This is a genomic window from Pseudomonas sp. B21-048 (assembly GCF_024748615.1).
Lineage (GTDB): Bacteria > Pseudomonadota > Gammaproteobacteria > Pseudomonadales > Pseudomonadaceae > Aquipseudomonas.
The window spans coordinates 3,787,956-3,809,936 of sequence record NZ_CP087168.1 but is presented as its reverse complement, the minus strand read 5'-3'; the positions used below and the strand labels follow the sequence as shown (position 1 = coordinate 3,809,936).

21 protein-coding genes, 4 tRNA genes and 1 pseudogene are annotated in these 21,981 nt (G+C 58.3%); 13 read left to right on the top strand and 13 right to left on the bottom strand.

Annotation, left to right across the window (positions count from 1 at the left end; genetic code table 11):
• Nucleotides 1–106 precede the first annotated feature (106 nt).
• Nucleotides 107–811 carry a YebC/PmpR family DNA-binding transcriptional regulator gene (locus LOY56_RS17865; protein ID WP_258616106.1) on the top strand — a complete coding sequence of 235 codons (705 nt, stop codon included), beginning with the start codon at nt 107–109 and terminating at the stop codon, nt 809–811.
• A 72-nt stretch (nt 812–883) separates the two neighbouring features.
• Here LOY56_RS17865 and LOY56_RS17860 read toward each other — a convergent pair whose 3' ends face one another.
• The 3 genes from LOY56_RS17860 to rdgC all read right to left on the bottom strand — a co-directional run bounded on the left by LOY56_RS17860 (nt 884) and on the right by rdgC (nt 3,856).
• Complete coding sequence (locus tag LOY56_RS17860; protein WP_258616105.1) at nt 884–2,188, bottom strand: leucine-rich repeat-containing protein kinase family protein; 1,305 nt, start codon at nt 2,186–2,188, stop codon at nt 884–886.
• 195 nt (nt 2,189–2,383) lie between these two features.
• A complete protein-coding gene (sugE, locus tag LOY56_RS17855; RefSeq protein WP_258616100.1) occupies nt 2,384–2,698 on the bottom strand; it encodes a quaternary ammonium compound efflux SMR transporter SugE in 315 nt (104 codons plus the stop codon).
• 237 nt (nt 2,699–2,935) lie between these two features.
• On the bottom strand, nt 2,936–3,856 hold the full coding sequence (rdgC, locus tag LOY56_RS17850; RefSeq protein ID WP_258616096.1) for a recombination-associated protein RdgC: 921 nt from the start codon (nt 3,854–3,856) through the stop codon (nt 2,936–2,938).
• A 159-nt stretch (nt 3,857–4,015) separates the two neighbouring features.
• On the opposite strand from rdgC, the gene LOY56_RS17845 reads away from it, so the two are divergent.
• From LOY56_RS17845 to LOY56_RS17830, 4 genes are all read left to right on the top strand, one after another.
• Nucleotides 4,016–4,091: transfer RNA gene (locus LOY56_RS17845), tRNA-Val, on the top strand.
• A gap of 18 nt (nt 4,092–4,109) precedes the next feature.
• Nucleotides 4,110–4,186, top strand: a tRNA-Asp gene (locus tag LOY56_RS17840).
• A gap of 187 nt (nt 4,187–4,373) precedes the next feature.
• A tRNA-Val gene (locus tag LOY56_RS17835) sits at nt 4,374–4,449 on the top strand.
• A gap of 19 nt (nt 4,450–4,468) precedes the next feature.
• Nucleotides 4,469–4,545: transfer RNA gene (locus LOY56_RS17830), tRNA-Asp, on the top strand.
• Nucleotides 4,546–4,690: 145 nt separating this feature from the next.
• On the opposite strand, the gene LOY56_RS17825 is transcribed toward LOY56_RS17830, so the two are convergent.
• Complete coding sequence (locus LOY56_RS17825; protein WP_258616092.1) at nt 4,691–5,827, bottom strand: catalase family protein; 1,137 nt, start codon at nt 5,825–5,827, stop codon at nt 4,691–4,693.
• Nucleotides 5,828–5,830: 3 nt separating this feature from the next.
• The gene (locus tag LOY56_RS17820) at nt 5,831–7,663 is read right to left on the bottom strand and encodes a cytochrome c (RefSeq protein WP_258616088.1); all 1,833 of its coding nucleotides are present in this window, start codon (nt 7,661–7,663) and stop codon (nt 5,831–5,833) included.
• A gap of 269 nt (nt 7,664–7,932) precedes the next feature.
• On the opposite strand from LOY56_RS17820, the gene LOY56_RS17815 reads away from it, so the two are divergent.
• The 6 genes from LOY56_RS17815 (at nt 7,933) to LOY56_RS17790 (ending at nt 11,417) form a co-directional block, all read left to right on the top strand.
• Nucleotides 7,933–8,646, top strand: a complete 714-nt coding sequence (locus LOY56_RS17815; RefSeq protein WP_258616085.1) for an FKBP-type peptidyl-prolyl cis-trans isomerase — start codon at nt 7,933–7,935, stop codon at nt 8,644–8,646.
• A 295-nt stretch (nt 8,647–8,941) separates the two neighbouring features.
• Nucleotides 8,942–9,397: a YkvA family protein gene (locus tag LOY56_RS17810; RefSeq protein ID WP_258616082.1), complete on the top strand. Its 456-nt coding sequence runs from the start codon at nt 8,942–8,944 to the stop codon at nt 9,395–9,397.
• 111 nt (nt 9,398–9,508) lie between these two features.
• On the top strand, nt 9,509–9,850 hold the full coding sequence (locus tag LOY56_RS17805; protein WP_258616081.1) for a helix-turn-helix domain-containing protein: 342 nt from the start codon (nt 9,509–9,511) through the stop codon (nt 9,848–9,850).
• Nucleotides 9,847–10,218 (top strand): hypothetical protein, encoded by a 372-nt coding sequence (locus LOY56_RS17800; RefSeq protein WP_007898892.1) that lies wholly within the window; start codon nt 9,847–9,849, stop codon nt 10,216–10,218. Before LOY56_RS17805 ends, LOY56_RS17800 begins: the two co-directional genes overlap by 4 nt.
• The gene (locus LOY56_RS17795; RefSeq protein ID WP_258616079.1) at nt 10,219–10,626 is read left to right on the top strand and encodes a sel1 repeat family protein; all 408 of its coding nucleotides are present in this window, start codon (nt 10,219–10,221) and stop codon (nt 10,624–10,626) included. It abuts the gene before it with no gap.
• A gap of 71 nt (nt 10,627–10,697) precedes the next feature.
• Nucleotides 10,698–11,417: a hypothetical protein gene (locus LOY56_RS17790; RefSeq protein WP_258616078.1), complete on the top strand. Its 720-nt coding sequence runs from the start codon at nt 10,698–10,700 to the stop codon at nt 11,415–11,417.
• 184 nt (nt 11,418–11,601) lie between these two features.
• Here LOY56_RS17790 and LOY56_RS17785 read toward each other — a convergent pair.
• Nucleotides 11,602–12,123, bottom strand: a pseudogene (locus tag LOY56_RS17785) (EAL domain-containing protein); the annotation flags it as partial.
• A gap of 131 nt (nt 12,124–12,254) precedes the next feature.
• Nucleotides 12,255–14,336: a carboxy terminal-processing peptidase gene (locus tag LOY56_RS17780; protein WP_258616077.1), complete on the bottom strand. Its 2,082-nt coding sequence runs from the start codon at nt 14,334–14,336 to the stop codon at nt 12,255–12,257.
• Nucleotides 14,337–14,474: 138 nt separating this feature from the next.
• Here LOY56_RS17780 and LOY56_RS17775 point away from each other — a divergent pair, with 138 nt between their 5' ends.
• Nucleotides 14,475–15,437, top strand: a complete 963-nt coding sequence (locus LOY56_RS17775) for a zinc-binding dehydrogenase (RefSeq protein WP_258616075.1) — start codon at nt 14,475–14,477, stop codon at nt 15,435–15,437.
• Nucleotides 15,438–15,547: 110 nt separating this feature from the next.
• Here LOY56_RS17775 and LOY56_RS17770 read toward each other — a convergent pair whose 3' ends face one another.
• From LOY56_RS17770 to LOY56_RS17745, 6 genes are all read right to left on the bottom strand, one after another.
• Entirely contained in the window at nt 15,548–16,201 is a 654-nt protein-coding gene (locus LOY56_RS17770; protein WP_258616073.1) for an HAD family phosphatase, read from the bottom strand.
• Between the two features lie 34 nt (nt 16,202–16,235).
• The gene (locus LOY56_RS17765; RefSeq protein ID WP_258616070.1) at nt 16,236–17,240 is read right to left on the bottom strand and encodes an ABC transporter ATP-binding protein; all 1,005 of its coding nucleotides are present in this window, start codon (nt 17,238–17,240) and stop codon (nt 16,236–16,238) included.
• Nucleotides 17,237–18,037 (bottom strand): ABC transporter permease, encoded by an 801-nt coding sequence (locus tag LOY56_RS17760; RefSeq protein WP_258616068.1) that lies wholly within the window; start codon nt 18,035–18,037, stop codon nt 17,237–17,239. The genes LOY56_RS17765 and LOY56_RS17760 overlap by 4 nt, the downstream gene beginning before the upstream one ends.
• Nucleotides 18,024–18,860, bottom strand: coding sequence for an ABC transporter permease subunit (locus tag LOY56_RS17755; protein ID WP_258622754.1), 837 nt, complete (start codon nt 18,858–18,860; stop codon nt 18,024–18,026). Before LOY56_RS17755 ends, LOY56_RS17760 begins: the two co-directional genes overlap by 14 nt.
• A gap of 5 nt (nt 18,861–18,865) precedes the next feature.
• A complete protein-coding gene (locus LOY56_RS17750; RefSeq protein WP_258616065.1) occupies nt 18,866–19,672 on the bottom strand; it encodes an alkaline phosphatase family protein in 807 nt (268 codons plus the stop codon).
• A 179-nt stretch (nt 19,673–19,851) separates the two neighbouring features.
• Entirely contained in the window at nt 19,852–20,916 is a 1,065-nt protein-coding gene (locus tag LOY56_RS17745) for an ABC transporter substrate-binding protein (protein WP_258616063.1), read from the bottom strand.
• Nucleotides 20,917–21,265: 349 nt separating this feature from the next.
• Here LOY56_RS17745 and LOY56_RS17740 point away from each other — a divergent pair, with 349 nt between their 5' ends.
• Nucleotides 21,266–21,979 carry a UTRA domain-containing protein gene (locus LOY56_RS17740; RefSeq protein ID WP_258616060.1) on the top strand — a complete coding sequence of 238 codons (714 nt, stop codon included), beginning with the start codon at nt 21,266–21,268 and terminating at the stop codon, nt 21,977–21,979.
• The last annotated feature ends 2 nt before the right edge of the window (nt 21,980–21,981 follow it).

Here is a 21,981-nt window from a genome sequence, read left to right as displayed (position 1 = left end):
ATGAATATCCTGGAATTTTTGGTCGATTGGTACCTTTAGGCCGTATAAACTTGCGCAACGCGTCGGCCAATAGATGTCTCGGCGCCACAGATCAAGAGAGTGAGTAATGGGCGCACAGTGGAAGGTTAAACACAAAGAAGCGGCAGCCAACGCCAAGGGCAAGATCTTCGGCAAACTGGTGAAAGAAATCACCATTGCTGCGCGCAACGGTGCTGATACCGCCACCAACGCACACCTGCGTCTGGTGGTCGAACAGGCTAAAAAAGCCTCGATGCCCCGTGAAACCCTGGAACGCGCGATCAAGAAAGGCTCCGGCCAGCTCGGCGAAACCGTGCAATACCATCGAGTGACGTATGAAGGGTTTGCACCGCATCAGGTGCCGTTGATCGTTGAATGCATCACTGACAACATCAACCGCACTGTCGCTGAAATCCGCGTCGCGTTCCGCAAGGGCCAGTTGGGCGCTTCCGGTTCGGTGGCTTGGGACTTCAACCACGTCGGCATGATCGAGGCGTCCCCGGACAGCCCTGACGCCGATCCGGAAATGGCCGCGATTGAAGCCGGTGCCCAGGATTTCGAGCCAGGTGAAGACGGCGCGACGCTGTTCCTGACTGAGCCTGCGGACCTGGATGCGGTACAGAAAGCGCTGCCGGAACAGGGTTTCACGGTGTTGTCGGCCAAGTTGGGTTACCAGCCGAAGAACCCGGTCAGTGGTCTGAGCGACGAGCAGATGGCGGAAGTCGAAGCATTCCTGGAAGGCCTCGATAACCACGATGATGTGCAGGACATGTTTGTCGGGTTGGCGGGTTAAACGGCTCCGACAGTTTGTGATCTGACTTGTGGCGAGGGGGCTTGCCCCCTCGCCACAGTTTTTATAGTGCCGCTAGTTGAACACAGCCAACTCCCGCATAACCTCGCTGAACCCTGGCCGCGCCAGCACATCCGGCTGACAGCAGCGCTGCCATAAAGCTTCTAGCGCGACTCGCTGTTCATCACTCAACCCCGAGTCGATCCGCGCCAGCAATTCCCCCAGCAAAACTCCGAACGCCCGCACCTCAATCCGTTGCAGCGCGCGGCTTTCAAGGCTGTCCGAAGTGGCATGGAACGACGCCGCGCCAAAATCCCCCAACAGGCAATCACCCCGTTCGTTCCACAGAATGTTGTGACCATACAGGTCGCCATGAGTGATGCCTTGGCAATGCAGATGCTCGGCCACCGAGGCGATGCCATTGGCAATGCGCAGTGCTACGCCGGCGCTGAACCGGGTGTCGTCGGCGTAGACGTCGCGGGTGCAGGACGCCAGGCTCGGCAGCCCGGCCAGGTTGCGGTAACTCGGATCAATCAATTGCATCACCAGCCCGGCCTGCGCCTGCGGATGCCCGATGACCCGCCCTTCGACCCGGATCAGGTTGGGGTGGATGCCGGCAGTGATGCAGGCGTTCATTTCGTGCAACGGCGAGCCATCGCTGGTCATCTCGCCTTTGTAGAGTTTCACCGCGACCTGTTTCGTCTGTTCCCACAACGCCTGATGAATAACCCCCGACGCACCTTCACCGAGTTTTTTCTCCAGGTTCAGCCCGGACCAGGGAATGCTCGCCGTGGCGTCGAGAGCGGCGGCATCGGCTTCGGTTTCCAGCGGATTACCGGCGTATGCCAGCCAGGTCAGACTCGGCAAGGTCAACAGCCACTCGGGAAGTTCGGTGAGCTGATTGGCGGCAATGCGGACCAGTTCGAGTCGATGACAGTGTTTCAGGCTTTCGGGCAAGCACTGTAGCCGGTTGCCGGCGAGCATGAGTTTTTGCAGGTGCGGGCGTTTACCCAATTCGGTCGGCAGTTCCGTGAGGCGGTTGTCGGTCAGGATCAGCCAGCGCAACAGCGGCGGCAGCGCGGCGCCCGGCACGTTTTCGATGGCGTTGGCCTTGAAACCGATCATCGTCAACGCGCTGCACTGGCCGAGACAGGCGGGCAGTTCAGTGAACTGATTGTCCGAGCAGAACAGCACGCGCAAACGGGTCAGGCGGTGCAAGTCGTCCGGCAAGCTGCACAAGGCGTTGCCACTGAGGTTGAGTACTTCCAGCGAGTCCGCCAGGTCGAAGATTTCCCGGGGGAACTCGGTCAGGCCGCAGGACAGATCCAGGCGAGTAATGCCCGACAATTGGCCGGCGCGAAGTTGGGCGAGGGTATCCATGGGCTGGTTCGCTATTGATCAGGAGGAGGGCGTGGGGGACTGGAAATGGGCGACATGATAACGGGAAAGTTGGGGTGGCTGTCAGGCGGCCATCATCGCAAGCAGACTCGTTCCCACACAGGATCGCCACTGTTCGCGGATTTTTTAGCCGCTGGAAATCCAATGTGCGAGCCTGCTCGCGATGGCGGTAGAGGTCTAAGCGCTGATCTTGAGCCCAACCAACCCGGTAATGATCAACGCCACACTGGCCAGCCGAAACAGCGCCATGGATTCACCAAACAGAATGATCCCGGCGATCACCGTGCCCACCGCACCTACGCCAGTCCAGATCGCATAGGCCGTGCCCAGCGGCAATTCCTTCATGGCAAGGCCCAGCAGGCCAAGGCTGATCGCCATGGCGGTAACGGTCAGTGCGGTAGGAAGAGGGCGGCTGAAACCGTCAGTGTATTTCAGGCCAACTGCCCAGCCGACTTCGAACAGGCCAGCAAAAAACAGAATGATCCAGGACATAAGAGACCTCCATCGATGGATGGGGTCGTCCCCGGATTAATCACTCGATCGAGCCGCGAGGTCGTCCCCGCATTGGGCAATAGAGTGCCCATCATTAATCCGAGGATCAAGTTTGCGGCTCAATCCGTTGCCGGAAATGGGCGACCACGCTCAGGGCCACGCGCCACGGATCAATGTGGGAGCGGGCGAGCCAACTCCCACATTTGATCCGGTTCCTTCAAGGGGAACCGGTTGCTTTTAGATACCCTGCGGGATCTCTTCCCCACCCAACGCTTCAACCATCGACGGCAGGAAGTCGCCGAAGGTGAGCATCATCAGGGTGAAGCTGGCGTCCAGTTGGCCCAGGGCTTCGTCGCCACCGTCCTGTTCCGCCTGATCTTGCAGCAGGTCTTCGAACTTCAGGCGCTTGACCACCATTTTGTCGTCGAGCACGAACGACAGTTTGTCCTGCCAGGCCAGCGACAGTTGAGTGACCACTTTGCCAGTGCTCAGGTGCAGCTGGATTTCTTCGCTGGTCAGGTCCTGACGCTTGCAGCGCACGATGCCGCCGTCTTCGTGGGTGTCGCGCAATTCGCATTCGTCCAGCACGAAGAAATCATTCGCGGCTTTCTGGGTGGTGACCCATTCGGTCATGGTGGCGGTCGGCGACATCTTCACCGTCAGCGGACGCACTGGCAGCGAGCCGATCACTTCGCGCAGGGTAGACAGCAGGTCTTCGGCACGTTTCGGGCTAGCCGAGTTAACCAGGATCAGGCCCTGTTTCGGCGCGATGGCGGCGAAGGTCGACGAGCGACGGATAAAGGCGCGGGGCAGGAAGGCCTGGATGATTTCATCCTTGATCTGATCGCGTTCCTTTTTGTAGACCTTGCGCATTTGTTCGGCTTCGATCTCTTCGACCTTTTCCTTCACCGCGTCGCGTACGACGCTGCCCGGCAGAATGCGTTCTTCCTTACGGGCGGCGATCAACAGGAAGTCGCCACTGATGTGCACCAGCGGCGCGTCTTCGCCCTTGCCGAATGGCGCGACGAAACCGTAGGTGGTCAACTCCTGGCTTGCACATGGACGCGCCAGTTTGGTGGCCAGTGCAGTTTCCAACGCCTCGGCATCAAAAGGCAGATCTTGGGTCAGGCGATAGATAAGCAGGTTTTTGAACCACATGGGGTGAGTCTCTCCTTTATACAAAGGGGGCATTATTGTCCTCCGGGTGCCATAGGCCAACCCTTCTCTAAGCCTTTGGAAGGCCTGAGAAAATTAATTTAAAAAGTGCTTGCCAGAGTTTGGATCGCTCCGTAGAATGCGCGCCACACCGAAAGTGAAGGGTGATTAGCTCAGCTGGGAGAGCGTCTGCCTTACAAGCAGAATGTCGGCGGTTCGATCCCGTCATCACCCACCATTCGCTTTAGTGTTACGCGCAGCGGTAGTTCAGTCGGTTAGAATACCGGCCTGTCACGCCGGGGGTCGCGGGTTCGAGTCCCGTCCGCTGCGCCATATTCGGTAACCTGGAACGCTGAACGCCAGGTCACCACGGAAAAGCCCGCTAACGCGGGTTTTTTTCTGTCTGAAGTTCCTGCAGGGTGTGTCGTTTTATCGGTTTTCAGATTTTTTTGATTTTTTATCAATTAAATCAACACTTTATGAAAATCTGTGGCACAATGCGCCCCGCAACGAAGGTAAAGGGTGATTAGCTCAGCTGGGAGAGCGTCTGCCTTACAAGCAGAATGTCGGCGGTTCGATCCCGTCATCACCCACCACTTACTTTCAACGCTACGCGCAGCGGTAGTTCAGTCGGTTAGAATACCGGCCTGTCACGCCGGGGGTCGCGGGTTCGAGTCCCGTCCGCTGCGCCATATTCGGTAACCTGGAACGCTGAACGCCAGAGCACCACGGAAAGCCCGCTTAATGCGGGCTTTTTGCTGTCTGGGATTTGGCTTTGTGCTGGCCTTCCACTGAAAAAGCGACCTGTTCGGGTCGCTTTTTTCGTTTCTGCCTTGCCTATTGTTCGGCATTGCGACTGTGTCGATAGCCGCTGACGGCCTCATACACCGCTTTGCGCAACCGGTTGATCCCGCCAATCGGCCTATGGGCTTCAAGGCCGAACCATGGGTTGAACGACTGGTTGTCGCATTGCAGGTTCAGCGCCGGGGTGTCGAAATCCTGGGCAGGCAGTTTGATTTTGGCCACGGTTTCGAAGGGCGCGTCGCTTTCGCTCCACTCGATACTGGTGTCTTCGATCGGCATGTACTTGCCCGCATCCTGACGCTGGATCTGTAAGACGAAACACGCCGGTACCCGATCAGTCGATAACTGCTGGTTCAGCGCACTGCGCAGGAAATTCGGCAGGTTTTGATTTTGCGTGGGCAGCGTGTAGACCGGGCAGCTATCAGGATCCGGCATCACCCGGAATTTGGCATTGGCTTCACCAAACTTGTACGGCGAAACCGAAAAGTAAGTGGTCTGCGTCGGGCTTGCCGGGGCAGGGGAGAGCGTCGCCAGCGCGATAAACAGATGGCGAACCTGCCAGGTGCGCGGATCCCAGCCCGGGAAGAACGCCATCACCTTTTTGCCATCAGCCTGAGCGGCCACATTCTGACGATACTCGGCGACATCGCTGACAAAGAAGTTCGGATGGTTGAACATCACGAAATCCTGTTCGCTGCGCCCTTGCCGGTCGCTCAGCAACTGTTTACCAGGCACATCGAATAGTTTGATCGCCATGCCTCGGGCATCGCGGATGCTGTCGAACTGCGGATACGCATTGCCATTGGACAGCCGTATCGTTGCTTGCCAGGTTTTGCCGGGTTCGCTGAAGACGCCTTGACGTAACTGTGCCGCCAGATCCGGCAGCACCTGAACCTCGGCCTTCACGCAACCATGGGCCTTGGCATGGGCATCGCGCAGGTAGCGAGTACTTTCACGGTGTTGATCGACGATACGCACGGCCGTCTGAATGATGTCCTGAGTCATTGACGCCTCGCCGTCCGGAATCAGTTCTTCAGCCGATACCGGGCCGCGATGCTGCCAGGCGGACCAGGCCATGATCAGCGCCCAGCCGAGCAGGCTCAGACCCAGCAACCACAGCAGGGTTTTGCCGAGGAAAACGCCAAGGCGCAACCAGAGAGTAATCAGCATGGGTCAATCCTTTTGACTTAAGCGGCGGTCTGGCAATTGCGACTCCATCGGGCCGCCCAACACTTTCAGGTATTCCAGCAGCGCCCAACGTTCCTCCGGCTGCAGCAGACGACCAATGACGCCGTTCCCGCGCTCGCCTGCGCGGAACTCGTGACCGCTGTTGTGGTTGCCAGTAACGCGCGTGTCGAACACAAAACCGTTGGTGAAGGCTTCGGTGCGATAACCCAGATGTTTGGGGTCGTACTCGAAGGTGCCCTTGTAGAACGTGGTCGCGCGTTCATCCTGAGGCGAGAGCAATTGATAAATGCTTGGCACCGAACCGTTGTGCAAAAACGGCGGCGTGGCCCAGACGCCCGCCAATGGTCGGGCCTTGTAGCTGCGCAATTCCTGTACGCCGATCGGCAGGCCGAATCCGTCCAGGTTCGGGCGCTCTGCGGGTGTCACATTGGCCTCGCGGTAGGCTTGGTTGCTCACAAAAGCAGTGACGTAAGCCAGTCCCTTGGCCACTGACAACTGGCTCATATCCAAGGGTTCTGTGGGTTTTGGATGCAGTTGTACGTCCAGTTGCGCAAGTTCTGCCGGATCCCATTGCAAGGCCGTCAGATCGAAGCGATGATCGGCAATGTTATTGGCGGCGCCGGGGTCTGTGCCAATCACCTCCACAGGCAGCAATTTCAGATGATGCACCGGCCTGCCGTCGCTTTGGGTGACGCGAGGTACGTGGCACCCGGCGCAGTTTTCAGCAAACAGTTCGCGGCCTTTTGCGGCCAGTGGCTTGTCGATGTTGCCCAACAGGGCTTCTGGCCAGGCGGGCGGTTTGAGTCGTTGCAGGGTTTGCTCGATCCGGTGCAGATCGCGCACCCGGACGCTGGACGGGTAGCGGTCGTCGCCCTTGAGCGGCTGCCCGCTGCTGTCGAAGAAATTCAGCGTGGCGCCCACACCCAGTGCTTCACCGATATTGCGGGCCATCGGTTGCTGCGCCGAACCGTTCCATTGCACCCAGTCGAAGGTCCACATGTCCCACAGTTGCGGGTAGTCCACTGGCGCGTTGGCCACGCGATAGTTGGCGGGTGAAATTGCATCGCCGAAGCTGGCATTGGCAATGCGCCCGAAAGCATCGGTACGGCCGGGGCCTTCTTCGGTGGGGTAGAGGCCGCGATGGGTGTCGTTCCAGGCCACTTTCAAGAAGGTATCGAGTGAGACTTTAAAATCCTGGCGTAGCTGTTGATGCCGCGCGTCGTAGTCCTGACCCAGAACGTTGCGTGCGAAACGTTCGAATTTCCAGGGGTTGTAGTAAGTCGAGGCGAGACTGGCCACCAGTGCCTGGCCGAAACTGCCGCCGCGCAAGGTAGGAACACTGGACGGCAACACATGCTGGGCCGAGCCGCCGTCGATGCGTACGGCCTGGCCATTGAAGCGCAATTCGCCGGTGTGGCAGGCGGCGCAGGTGATGTCGAGAAACTCGTCCTGGCTGCCGGGGTTTTGATGGCGGGCAAAACCGACGGGCAGGTTACCAGGGTTGTTCGGCGTGGCTTTCTGGCTCGGATCGATCAGAAAACCAAAACGCGCGAGGTATTCAGGAGCAGCGAATCTTTTTTGCGAAAAGGGCAGTTCGAGAGCATTGAACCAGTCATAGCGCAAGCCTTTGACCTGGGTGCCCTGAGGCGTGAAGTAGTAAGCCTGGCGGTCAGCGGCGCTCCATTGCTCCAGGTAATTCACCTGTTGCGCCGGTGACCAGGACGGCAATTTAGGGTTGGCGACGTAATACAGCACCACCGTGAGGCCCAGCCCCAGTAATACGGCGATCAGAATCAGCAAGCGGAATATGAGGCGCAAGATAAACATCCTTGTCAATGTGTGGCTCCCTTATGCCTCAGCTGACGAGGTGCGGCAAGAGGCCATTACCCCAGAGGCTGTGGGAACAAGCATCCGGTTCTGTAAGCACCAGATGACAGAAGCTTCATCCCTCTATTGCTGAAATGCGTTTAAACACCTGAACTTATCGGAGGTTTCCTGCTCTCATGCCGGTAGCCATTGGTCGTGGCCGCCTGATAAGCTCGCGGCTTTACTCGATTGCCCTTTAGGCGCATGAACAAGGAAATAGCATGAAACAGCATCGGTTGGCGGCGGCGGTGGCCCTGGTTGGCCTGGTACTTGCGGGTTGTGATTCGCAGACCAGCGTAGAGCTGAAAACCCCGGCGCAAAAAGCTTCCTACGGCATTGGCCTGAACATGGGCAAAAGCCTGGCTCAGGAAGGCATGGATGACCTGGATTCCAAAGCGGTGGCCCAAGGCATCGAAGATGCCGTTGGCAAGAAAGAACAGAAGCTGAAGGATGAAGAACTGGTTGAAGCCTTCGCGGCGCTGCAAAAGCGTGCTGAAGAGCGTTTGGCCAAGATGAGCGAAGAGTCGGCAGCCGCCGGCAAGAAGTTCCTTGAAGAAAACGGCAAGAAAGCGGGTGTCGTTACCACGGCTTCCGGCCTGCAATACGAAGTGGTCAAGAAAGCCGATGGCGCACAGCCCAAACCGACCGACGTAGTGACTGTTCACTACACCGGTAAACTGACCAATGGCACCGTTTTCGACAGTTCCGTCGAGCGCGGCAGCCCGATCGATCTGCCGGTCAGCGGTGTGATTCCGGGTTGGGTCGAAGGCCTGCAACTGATGCACGTTGGCGAGAAGTACAAACTGTACATCCCTAGCGAACTGGCTTATGGCGCCCAAAGCCCAAGCCCGGCGATTCCAGCCAACTCGGTGCTGGTATTCGACCTGGAGCTGCTGGCCATCAAGGATCCAGCAAAACAAGACGCCACCAAGTAATCCGCGTCTGCTCGAAAAAACAACGCCTCGCTTATGCGGGGCGTTGTTGCATCTGGCGTTCAGTGGAGGTAAACAAAGCGAACGGACGCGGTGCGCTGAAGTCATAGCCAGTGAGGGCATCAGAGCTAGCCGGGCGGAAGCGCCAAGTCAATGAAATCTTGGGTTTTTTTATGTGAGTAAAAAACGCCCGATCTGAGTCAGGCCCTTATGAAACGGGGCTTTCAGCGGTGAAATGCAGCTCTGTTCACAAGGTTATCCACAATTTGTGTGGATAACATTTCAGTGGGAGGAATAAATGAAAATGCCCTGGAATTTCGCTCGTTTCCTGCCTCTGGCCGGACGCCTGCTCGCCCGTGGTCGTTTGCCAACCCTACTGTTTGCTGTTGCCAGCAAAGGTGCCAGCCAAGGCAATCGTCTGGGCAAGCTGAAAGACGATCTGCGCCTGTTGCAGGCACTCTGCCTCGCTTACTGGCGTGGCGAATACCGGGCCATCAGCCCGAAAGCACTGGTTTCGGTAGTGGCCGGCCTGATGTATTTCCTGAGCCCGGTGGATGCCATCCCGGATTTCATCCCGGTATTCGGCATGCTCGACGACATTGCCGTGCTGGCCTGGTTGATGAAAGTCCTCGATGACGAACTCAACGCCTTCCGTGCCTGGCGCAAGCGTCAGTTGCCGGAAAAACTCGCGGTGGTTGAACGCTTGCCTGATACCCCGGAACAACTGCAGCTTCAGGGCCCAAAAAAAACCTGAACCGATTCAGGATCATCCATATTCATACCCCCGCGACCTTGGCCGCTGTTAGGATTACACTTCTAGGGAAAAGCGCCGACTCGCTAAGTGTCGTTGTCCTACGGGGTAGTCATGGATATTCAGATAATTACACGCGAAGGCGAACCCGAATATGCGGTTCTGCCATGGGCTCAGTATCAGGCTCTACTGAAAGCAGCAGGCATCAAGCAACAACCACCGCGCGACGCCACAGTGCCTCCCGCGGCGGTACCAGACCAGATTCTTCCGGGTCTGGATCAACTACGCAATTTGCGCGAAGGGAAGGGCATCGCCATTGAGGCGCTGGCCCGCACGGTAGGCATCAGCCCGTCATATCTCGCCTTGATCGAAAGCGGTGAGCGTCAACCCGACGCTGCTATTCGCCGCAGCCTCGCCTGGGAATTGACGGTGCCGGGATGGAGGGATGAATCGTGAGCGTACGCATCAGTCGTCAACATTGGGATGGATTGCTGGGGGAGCTGGATCAGGCGCGTCGTCAGCGCCATCTTTTGACTTATCGGGCGTTGCTGGAGCGTTTGCAGCTACCCACGCCGGCCATGCAAACCTTGACCGCAGCCCTTGAGCACCTGGCCGCGCTGGATGCCAGAGCCGAGCAGCCGTTGCGCAGCTCGCTGGTGATCAGTCAGGGCGCCAGCCGCTTGCCGCGCACCGGTTTTTTCGAATGTGTCGAGCGCCTCGGGCGCTTCTCCGGACCATCCGATGGCGTGGCTGCCGCGTCCTGGCATGCCTCGGAAGTGGTGCGGGTGTTCGAATACGAGTACCCCGAGTCGGCGGAAGCCTGAGTGTTTTTACGACTCAAGGCGCGGGCCAGTTACTGGCTGGCCCGCCGGTTGTTCCACTGGTCGTGGTTTGTGCGTCAGCCGCGAGGCTGGAGTTGGCTCGAGGGCCAGTTCGCGCGTATGGCGAACCTGGGCGATGTCGGCGCCCAGAGCTTCTACGGCCACATTCTGACCTTTCGCGGCGTCGGTCTTGGGGCTCGCGAGGAGGGGGTGCGATTACTGCGCCTGGCCGCGTTGGCGGGGGATGGCAAGGCAGCGTATCAGGTTGGTGTGATCAGCCTGGCGGGAACGCCGAGCAAGGCACCGGATCCGGTGGAAGCGGCGCGGTTTTGGCGTATCGCTTTGAAGGCCGGGCATCCGTTGGCTGAGATCAAGTTGAAAGAGTTGGCGAGCGGCGATACTGATCAGTAGTTCGATGTCCTTCGATAAGCAAGCGTTGGAGAGAGGTCGCCTACTTTATAGATGCAGCACGAGGAGTAACGATGTCAGGAGGCAAACTACCAAATGAGATCAAGACACAGGCAATCGACTATGTCGCATCGGGTGCGAAGGCAGCTCTTGGCGTCGTGCCCTTTGCTGGTTCGCTTCTTGCGGAAGTCGCCGGTTCAATTATTCCGAATCAAAGAGTTGATCGCATAGCAGACTTCGTATTCAAGCTACAAGCAAGGATCGAACAGTTGGAAGAGGCGCAGGTTCGCTCGGAGCTTGATGACGAGGAGTTTACCGACCTGCTTGAGGAATCTTTGCGGCAAGCTTCACGCGCCACCAGTGAGGCGCGTCGTCGGTATCTGGCGTCCCTAGTGGCAAGTAGTCTTAGCTCGAACGCCGTAGAACATGCTGAGTCAAAGTACCTGATGCGTCTCTTTGGCGAACTCAGTGACGTTGAGGTTCTCTGGCTTCGCTTCTTCCACGAGCCCACCATCGAGGGCGATAAGGAGTTTCGCGAGCTTCACGCTGGAGTGTTTAGGTCTAAAGTGGTGACCATCGGCTCAAGCCAAGAAGAACTCGATGACCATGCGCTTCAGAAGAGCTACAAGGACCACCTCGTTCGACTTGGGCTTGTTAGCGAACACATCAGGAAGAAACGTGATGGAACGCCGGAATATGACAAGTTCACTGGAAAACCCGATGTGAGCCACCGTCAAGCGAGCCCGCTCGGGCGGCTGCTCCTTCGAAGTATCGGCATGATTGCCGACGAATGAGTTGCGCATCTAGCAATCCGATTGCAGTTTGCGTGGGTGGCGGTTGCGGGCTCGGCCTTCGGAGTAGCGCTACGCAGCCCAGCGCGAGCAAGCTCGCTTGCCACAGGAGACCGGGCAAGCCCCTTTGCCCCCAGGTTGTGGGATGGTTAGGAGGAGTGAGATCAAAAGATCGCAGCCTTCGACCGTCCGAGAGCGAATGCCGATGGACGATGCCGCAGGGCTGGCCTTGCTCGTCGAGCACCGCCAAGGAGTTCAGGTTGGCTTGTCGGCGGAAGGCTTCCAGTACGGTGGCGGTCGGGGTGTCGCTGGTCACCGCCGGTTGGTCGTTGAGCAGGGCGCTGAGGTCACTGACTTCATCATTCAGAGCCGCCGCAGTGCTGTCTTGTTTGGGCATCAAGGCTCGGGCATCGCGGGGCGGATGCTCCTGGGGCCGGCAGAGCAGATAACCCTGGACCAGATCGACGCCCATTTCGGTCAGCACGGCCAATTCTTCCGGCAATTCGATGCCTTCGGCGATCACTTTTGCCCGCGAAGCCTTGGCGATCCAACGGGGGAGTCGCAGCGGACTGTTGGACGGGCCACGGCTGAGGGCTTCGTAACCGATGATACGTCGTTCAGAGAGGGAAATGATCGGCTGGAACAGGCTGTGCAAACCGCTTTGAGTCAGTATTGAGCTCAAGGCACTCAGCTGTTCGGTCGTTGTCATGGCGTTCTCTGGCGATAAAAAAAGGACTGGGCGTGCTCTCGTTAAAGAGCACGCCCAGTCCTGCATTTCACGACAGAATGATGACTGTTTGATAACGCTCCGGGGAGCGTAAACATTAAATTGCCATCATCTTAATGCTTGGCAACCGCGGTGTTGAGTTTCAAGTAATCCAGCAGAATCCGCCCGGTTTCGCTCAGGTAGGCATCGTCTTCTGGCTTGGTCTTGTCCGGCTCGGCCGCGATGGCATCCTCGTCTTCTTTCTTCAGTTCTTTGAGCGGCTCTTCGCCCTTGGCCTTGCGACGGATGTTTTCCATGGCAAGTTGTTTGGCTTCGATATCGGCGTGTTGTGCACGACGGTCAACTTCATTGAGGCTGACGGTTTTTTCGCTCATCAACTTCTGCGCCAGGGCCAGCTTGTCGCGGATGAACACAAACTCCGCGTCCTTGGCCGTGCGCACGTCATGCTCTGACTGGAGCTGCGTGATATACGGTTTGAACGGGTCAAGCGCAGGCTTGATGGCCGCACGAATGGTGTCCCATGGCATGGCTTCCGGCAGGGCGCTTTCGCCGATTTCCTTAGTGTCGATGATCGACGGGTAATCGATGTCCGGCAGCACGCCCTGATGCTGGGTGCTCTGACCGGAAACCCGGTAGAACTTGGCCAGGGTCAGTTTCAGTTCCCCATGGTTCAGCGGCTGAATGGTCTGCACGGTGCCTTTGCCGAAGGTCTGGCCGCCGATGATCAGCGCGCGGTGGTAGTCCTGCATGGCGCCGGCGAAAATCTCCGAAGCCGAGGCGGACAAGCGGTTGACCAGCAACGCCATCGGGCCTTTGTAGAATGCGCCCGGGTTTTCGTCTTCCAGTACATCGACCCGGCCATCAGCGTTACGCACCAGGACGGTCGGACCTTTGTCGATGAACAGACTGGTCAGCTCGGTGGCTTCCTGCAAGGAACCGCCGCCGTTGTTGCGCAGGTCGATGACCACGCCGTCGACCTTGTCTTTCTGCAGCTCGGTCAGCAGCTTCTTGACGTCGCGGGTAGTGCTCTTGTAGTCCGGATCGCCGGCACGGAAGGCCTTGAAGTCCAGGTAGAAGGCCGGGATCTCGATCACGCCGAGCTTGTAGTCCTTGCCATCCTGCTTGAGGTTGAGGACCGACTTCTTCACCGCCTGATCTTCAAGCTTTACCGCTTCGCGGGTGATCGGCACGATCTTGGTGGTCTGGTCGTTCGGCGCATTGCTGGCCGGAATCACTTCCAGGCGTACCACGGTGCCTTTTGGACCACGAATCAATTTGACCACTTCGTCCAGGCGCCAGCCGACTACGTCGACCATCTCTTTATTGCCCTGGGCCACGCCGATGATCTTGTCGGCCGGTGCAACCTGCTTGGTCTTGTCGGCGGGGCCGGCAGGCACCAGGCGCACGACTTTCACTTGATCGTTATCGCTCTGCAACACGGCACCGATGCCCTCGAGGGACAGGCTCATGTTGATGTCGAAGTTCTCCGCGTTATCCGGCGACAGATAATTGGTGTGCGGGTCGTAGGACATGGCAAAGGTGTTGATGTACGCCTGGAAGATGTCTTCCGCACGGGTCTGGTCAAGACGCGTTAGCTGGTTCTTGTAACGCTTGGTCAGGATTTCCTGAATCTGCTTCGGCTCTTTGCCAGAGATCTTCATCCGCAGCACTTCGTCCTTGACGCGTTTGCGCCACAGGTCATCCAGCTCGGCGGTGGTCTTGAGCCAAGAGGCATCCTTGCGATCGACCAGCAAGGTTTCCTTGGTGGTGAAGTCGATCTTGTCGACGCCCTTGTTCAGCTCGGCAAGGGCAAAGTCCAGACGCGCCTTGACGCGGTCCAGATAGCGCTTGTAGATGGTGAACCCGGCGTTCAGGTCGCCGCTTTTGAGGAAGTCGTCAAACTGGGTTTTCCATTTGTCGAATTCGGCAATATCGCTGGCCATGAAGTAGCTGCGCGATGGATCCAGCAGCTTGAGGTAGCTGTCGTAGATGATCACGGAGCGTGCATCGTCGAGCGGTGGCTTGCTGTAATGGTGACGCTTGAGCAATTCGACGACGTTCAGACTGGCGATTACTTCATCACGATCGGGCTGAAGCTTGTCCCAGCTGTTGGCTGCGAACGAATTGCTCGACATCGGCAAAAGACCGAGGCCAATGACAAGAGCGAGGGCGGTGCTGGGGAGCAGATGCTTCATGCTGATTCGACGCGGGGACAATTGATAACGCATATTAGGCCGTCTTTGAAGTCGCCGGATCCACAAGGACCGGTCGCATAATGCAAAAAGCCCGGCGCTACAGCTTCGGGCTCAGTCCAGACTCACTATGGAGGCACTGTGAAAGCATTGCAAGGCGTTGAGGGGCGAGTGGAGTGGGTTGAAGAGCCGAGTCCTACGTGTGATGTAGGACAAGTTCGCATTCGAGTGGCGGCAGCAGGACTCAATCGCGCCGATTTGTTACAGAAAGCAGGACTTTACCCGCCACCGCCGGGGGCCAGTCAAGTACTGGGTCTTGAGTGTTCCGGGGTGATCAGCGAGGTTGGTCCGGGCTCTTCCTGGCAGCTCGGTGATCGGGTTTGCGCCTTGCTTGCCGGGGGCGGGATGGCCGAAGAGGTAATTGTCGACGGACGGCATGTGTTGCCGGTTCCCGAAGGTTTGTCCCTGGCCGAGGCGGCAGCATTGCCGGAAGTGTATGCGACCGTTTGGCTGAATTTGTTTCAACTGGCTGCGCTCAAACCGGGTGAGAAAGTTCTTCTGCACGCCGGGGCAAGTGGAATCGGTTCAGCCGCCATTCAGCTGTGCAAGGCGTTTGGTAACCCATGCTGGGTCAGCGTCGGGTCCGCCGAGCGTCTGGCGTACTGCGAAGCGTTGGGCGCACAGGGTGGTGTAGTGCGCAATGGCGATCTGGACAGCTTGAATGATCTTGCGCCGTTCGACGTGATCCTCGACCCGGTGGGTGGCAATTACGCGGCGTTGAACCTCAAGCTGCTGGCTCGCGACGGTCGTTGGGTGTTGATCGGTTTGATGGGCGGGCGTGAGGCCCAGCTGGATCTGGCGCAGGTATTGGCTAAACGGGTGCAACTGCTGGGTTCGACCCTGCGCAATCGCGACGAGCAGTTCAAGGCCGATTTGTTCAGTGATCTCGGTCAGCATGTCTGGCCGCTGTTTGCCGAAGGGCGTTTGAGCCCGCAACTGGCCAAGATGTTTGCGATCAAGGATGCCGAAGCGGCGTTTGCGGAACTGGCGACCAATAAAGTGTCGGGCAAATTGGTGTTGGTGATCGACGAGAGCCTGACCTAAGGACAATGCACTGAACCTGTGGGAGCGAGCCTGCTCGCGATTCAGGCGACGCGGTTCATCTGTAAGACCGCGTTATCGTTCATCGCGAGCAGGCTCCCACAAGGGTGGGGTTACTTCCAGATATGGATCGGCCAACCGGCCTTTTCGGCATGCTCAAGCAGCACCGGATCCGGGTTCACCACGTGTGGGAAATCCACCTTCAGCAGCAGCGGTAAATCGTTGCGTGAGTCGGAATAGAAACTCGCGCCTTCCAGGTTTTCCTCTTCGGCATCCAGCCATTCCAGCAACCGGGTGATCTTGCCCTCGCGGTAGGTCAGGGTGCCAACGGTGTGGCCGCTGTACACCCCGTGCGCCACTTCCAGCTCGATGCCGAGAATCTCGTCGATGCCCAGACGGTCGGCAATCGGCTTGACCAAATGCGTGCCCGACGCCGAGATCACCAGAATCCGGTCGCCGGCCTTGCGGTGGGCGGCAATGGCTTTGGTGGCGTCGCTGAAGATGATCGGCTCGATGAAGTCTTCCACCCAAGGTCCGACCAGATGGTCGACCTCTTCCGGCGTGCGACCGATCATCGGTTCCAGACTGAAGGTCATGTACTCCTCCATCCGCAACTTGCCATGGCTGTAAGCGTCCATCAGTTCGTTGTTCTGACGCATGAACGACTCGGGATCGACCCAGCCCAGGCGGCCCATTTGCTCGCTCCAGAGGGTGGCGCAGTCGCCATGGATCAGGGTTTCGTCCAGATCAAAAATTGCCAGGGCCATCAGTGCAGTTCTCTCTTCAACATCAGCAAAGTCATCAGGCTACCTCACACAAGGCCGTCGGATCGATGGAAAGCGCCAGGCGCTGACCATCGGGATGCAGGTCGGCCGCCGAACGGTTCAGCACGTCCACCACCAATTCCACGCCCCGGGCTTCGACCCGGTAGCGAATCACGTTGCCCAACAGGCTGTGGCTGCGAATCTGCGCGTCGAGTTCGCCGTTCAGGCTCAGCTCGATGGCTTCCGGGCGAATGGCGAGGCGATGGGTGATCGGTCGTTGCAACAGTTTCGACGCGCTGTCGGCGTCCAGCAGGTTGTAGTTGCCGATGAAGCCTGCGGCAAAAACATCGACTGGCGCGGTGTAAAGGGTTTCGGCATCGCCACTCTGTACGATCTTTCCCTCGTTCATCAGGAAGATTCGATCAGACATGGTCAGGGCTTCTTCCTGATCGTGGGTGACGAAGATCGTGGTCAGGCCCAGTTCGCGCTGGATCTGACGGATCTGTTCGCGCAGGTGCTTGCGAATCCGCGCGTCCAGCGCCGACAGCGGCTCATCCAGCAACAACAACCGAGGCCGGGTCACCAGCGAGCGAGCCAGGGCGACACGTTGGCACTGGCCTCCGGACAGTTGATGCGGATAACGGGCGGCGAAGTCATTGAGCTCCACCAGTGTCAGCACTTCGGTGACGCGCTTGTGGCTATCGTCGGCGTTGACCTTCTGCATGCGCAAACCGAAGGCGACGTTCTGCTCCACGGTCATGTTCGGGAACAGCGCATAACTCTGGAACACCATGCCGATCCCGCGTTTTTGCGGGCTCAGCGGGACGAGGTCCTGACCCTCCAGCAGAATCTTGCCGCCGTCCACCGAGGTCAGGCCGGCGATGCAACGCAGCAGGGTGGACTTGCCGCAACCGGACGGGCCGAGAAGGGTGACAAATTCGCCTTTCTTGATTTCGCAGTTGATGTCGCTGAACACGGTAGTGCCCGACTGCCCTATTTGAGAGTAGCTCTTTTGAAGATGTTGGACGCTGACATAGCTCATTCGCTTTTGTCCTTGTTCAAGATATTGGCAGCCCAGGTCAGAACCAGCACAAAGAAGAAGTAGGAGATCACCAGCGCACTGGTGAAGTGGCCGCTGCTGTTACGCATATTGTTGAGGTAGACCTGCAGGGTTTCGTAGCGGGTGCCGACCAGAATGTTGGCGAACACAAACTCACCGAACAGGAACGAGAACGACAGCAGCAACGCCACCATCAAACCCTTGCGCAGGTTCGGCAGCACCACCAGGAATGCCGCTTGCCAGGTGCTGGCACCGAGCAGTTGCGCGGCGTCCATCAGGTCGCGCAGGTTGATCGCTTGCAGGTTGTTGGTGATCGCCCGGTACATGAACGGCAGCGCCACGGTGAAGTAGCAACCGATCAGAATCCACGGCGTGCCGACCATCGCGAACGGCCCCGAACCGTAAAGCTGCAACAGCCCCACCGACGACACCACCGGCGGCACCGCGAAGGGCAGCAGGATCAGGATGTTCATCAAAGCGTCGAGTTTCGGGAAGTGGTAATGCACCACGAACAGCAGCGGCAGAATCAGCACCACCGACAAAATCAGCGAGCCGACGCAGACCAGCAATGATTGACCGAACGCCTCGAGAAAGCGCGGATCGCTCCACAGCTGGATGTACCACTTGAAGGTAAAACCGCTGGGCATAATCGTCGCGGACCAACTGCTGGAAATCGAGTAGATCAGCGTTCCAAGCAGCGGCAACAGCAGAATGGCAAACAACAAATACGCCACGACGCGGTGATAGACACCGACAGGCCCCAATTCAGCGCGAGACATGGTAGCTCCTCTTCAACAGCAACTGATGCACGATGGTCACAACGGTCATCAACGCCACCAGCACCACGGCCAAGGCGCTGGCCAGGTTCGGGTCGAGGGAAATGTCACCGGAGACCATCGCCGCGATGCGGATCGGCAACACGTTGAAGTTGCCGGTGGTCAGGGCGTAGACCGTGGCATAGGCGCCGAGGGCGTTGGCCAGCAGAATCACGAACGTGCCCAGCAACGCCGGCGTCAACACTGGCAAACCGATGTGCCGCCAGAATTGCCAGCCATTGGCGCCGAGCAACGCGGCGGACTCGCGCCAGTCTTCGCGCAGGGCATCGAAGGCCGGGTAGAGCAGCAGCACGCCCAGCGGAATCTGGAAGTAGGTATAGAGAATGATCAGCCCGGTTTTCGAGTACAGATTGAAGTCCTGAATGATCCCGGCCTGTTTGAGCATGATGGTGAAGGTGCCGTTGAACCCCAGCAAAATGATGAACGCGAAGGCCAGGGGGACGCCGGAGAAGTTGCTGGTCATGTTGGCGAAGGCGTTGACGAAGTTGCGCAGTTTCGAATCGACCCGTCGCAGGGAATAGGCCCCGAGTATGGCGATGATGATGCCGAACACGCTGGACCAGAAACTGATCTCGAGGCTGTACTGGATCGCCTGCAAATAGAACTTCGAGTTGAAGATTTTGCTGAAGTTGGCCAGGCCCCAGCCGAACTCCTCCGATTCCAGGCTGTTGATCATTATCCAGAGCAGCGGGGCGATCTGGAACACGAAGAAGAAAATCGCGAAGGGCACCAGGCACAGAGTGGCCAGCCATTTACCACGGGTCATGGCGTTCACTTGAGCAGCTCCCGGCACACAGGTTTGTCGTGGGGCACGCCCAGCAGTTCGCAGACGGCGCCGCAGATTTCGATCTGTTTCGGTGCGGCGTTTTGGTTGAAGCTGAAGGCATCGCCGAGGACGAACAGCGGCACTTCGCGTTCTTCGGGCAGCAAGCCGTTGTGCGAGCGGTCGTTGTTCATGCCGTGATCGGCTGTCACCAGTACCTGATAACCGGCGTCGAGCCAGCCTTGCAGGTAGTCAGCCAGGATGATGTCGGCTGAGCGAGCGCTATTGCGATACTGCGGGGTGTCGAGGCCGTGCTTGTGCCCGGCGTCGTCGATGTTCATGGGGTGGACCAATAAAAAGTTCGGCGCGTGGCGCAGGCGCAGGTTTTCCGCGTCGGCGAACAGGTGCGAGTCCGGGTAGTGGTCGCTCCAGTAGAAATGACCGTGCTGGATCGGCAGTTTGGGGTCATCGGTATGACGATCCCGGGCGACCACGAACGGCGAGCGGTTATACAACTCGCTGACCCAGTGATAGGCCGCGGCTGCGGTTGTAAGGCCCGCGTCGGTGGCGTAATGGTAGATGCTGCGCTGGTTGGACAGGCGCGAGACGTTGTTGTGAACGATACCGCTGACGATCGGCGTAACGCCGGTCAGGATGCATTCATAAAGTGGTCGGGACAGGGCCGGCAGTTCGCACTCCAGTTTGTAGAGTGCCGCGCGTCCTGCGCCAACGTAAGCCTGCAGATGCCCCATGGCATGGCGCGCGACTTCGTAATTGAGGCCGTCGAGCACGACAAGGATGACGTTGTGCTTCATAGGGCTGGGACTCCGCAAAAACAGATGATTCAAGTACGCAACCAATCCCCTGTGGGAGCGAGCTTGCTCGCGAAGGCGGACTGTCAGCCAACATCAATGTTGAATGTCAGTCCCTCTTCGCGAGCAAGCCCGCTCCCACATTGGATCTCCATCAGATCCCCGAATGGGGATCTACCGTGTTACGGCATGTTGATGATGACTTCTTCCTGCCACTTCTGTGGCAGCGACTTGGAGGTCTTTTCCCATGCGTCGGCGTCTTTGATCGGCGTGACCTTTTTGTACTGCTCGTTCGGCAGCAGTTTGGCCTTCACGTCTTCCGGCAGTTTGATGTGCTCGGCGCGGATCGGACGAGCGTTGCCTTTCGCCAGGTTGATTTGGCCGGCATCGCTGAAGATGTATTCGCGGGCCAGCTTGGCGGCGTTCGGGTTCTTCGCGTATTTGTTGATGATGGTGGTGTAACCGGAAATCACCGAGCCATCGGACGGAATCAGCACGATGTAGTCATCCGGATTCGCCATCTTGGCCTTGTAGCTCAGGCCGTTGAAGTCCCAGACCACACCGACTTCGATTTCACCCTTTTCCATGGTGGCAATTGTCGGGTTGGCCATCGACAGGCGGCCTTGCTTGGCGATGTCAGCGAACAGCAACAGGGCTGGCTGAATGTTTTTCTCGTCGCCACCGTTGGCGAGGGCGGCGGCCAGTACACCGTTGGCTGCCTGGGCCGCGGTGCTCACGTCACCAATGGAGACTTTGTACTTGCCAGTCTTGAGGTCGGCCCATTTGGTCGGCGCTTCAGAACCGTGCAGCAGTTTTTTGTTGACGATAAATGCGATGGTGCCGGTGTAGGCCAGCGCCCAGTTACCGCCCTTGTCCTTGGCCCAATCCGGGACCTGTGCCCAGGTAGTGGGTTTGTAGGGCTGCACCACGCCTTGCTTGACCGCGATCGGGCCGAAGGCGGCACCGACGTCGCCGATGTCGGCAGTGGCGTTGTCTTTTTCGGCGGCGAACTTGGCGATTTCCTGGGCCGAGCTCATGTCGGTGTCGATGTGTTTCAGGCCATATTTTTTGGCCAGGTCTTCCCAGGTGCCTTTCCAGTTGGCCCAGTCATCGGGCATGCCGACGCTGTTGACAGCGCCTTCCGCTTTCGCAGCGGCTTCCAGGGTTTTCAGATCATCCGCCGCCATGGCGGTGGTGCACAGGGCAATGGTCGAGCCTAACAGTGATGCCAGGAAAAACTGTTTCATCCGAAGCTCCTTTGGGCGTTTTCAACGCTGCGATTGCGGTTGTGTTGGTCTAGGTCAGCAATACCTGAGCCAATTTAGGCGGGCTGGATGACATTTTGATGTCGACGACCGGTCGGCCTGAATGTTCTGCGCTCGGATACGCGGGCTGCGAGATAAGCGTAGACCATGGCTAAAAGGTTGATATGGAAGGACTTGGCCATGAAATTGCAGGTGTCTGGCGTAACCGTTCGGCGGCTTTGTCATCTGTCAGTCATGTGCAGTGCCTAGGCTTGCAGGCAGTTGAAGGAACCCATTTGAATCACGGTTCTGCCCTGAATCAGTGCTGGTCTAGTCCAGATAGGTAACGTTGATGCGCATTGAGACCACCAAAGCGGTGACAGCCATCGGGCAGGTTCTGCAGGAACAGCTCGACCACGGCCTGTTGGCGCCCGGGAGCAAATTGCCGGCGGAGCGCAAGCTCAGTGAGTTGTTCGGTACCACGCGGATCACCGTGCGCGAGGCTTTATTGCAGCTGGAGGCCCAGGGCCAGATTTATCGCGAGGAGCGACGCGGCTGGTTCGTGTCGCCACCGCGGCTGGCTTATAACCTGATGCAGCGCAGCCACTTTCACGCGATGGTCAGTGCACAGGGTCGGGTGCCGTCCACCGAGGTGATCTCGGCGCGGTTGCAGCCGGCGTCGGCGGCGGTGTGTGCCTGGTTGCAGTTGCCGGCGCTGTCGAGCGTGATCCAGATCTGCCGCTCAAGACGGATTGACGGGCGATTGGTGCTGTATGTGGAGCACTACCTGAACCCACAGTTTTTTCCGGGGATTCTGGACTTCGATCTGAATCAGTCGATGACCGAACTGTATGCGCGGCACTACGACTTGCATTACGGGCGGGTGCGCTTCGAGATTGTGCCGACGGCGTTGTCGGTGGACGCGGCGGCGGCTTTACGGGTGTCGGTGGGCAGCCCGGGGTTGCGGATTGCGCGGGTCAATTACGATCAGCACGAGCGGTTGATTGACTGTGATCTGGAGTTTTGGCGCCATGATGCGATTCATGTCGGGGTGGATATCATTTGATT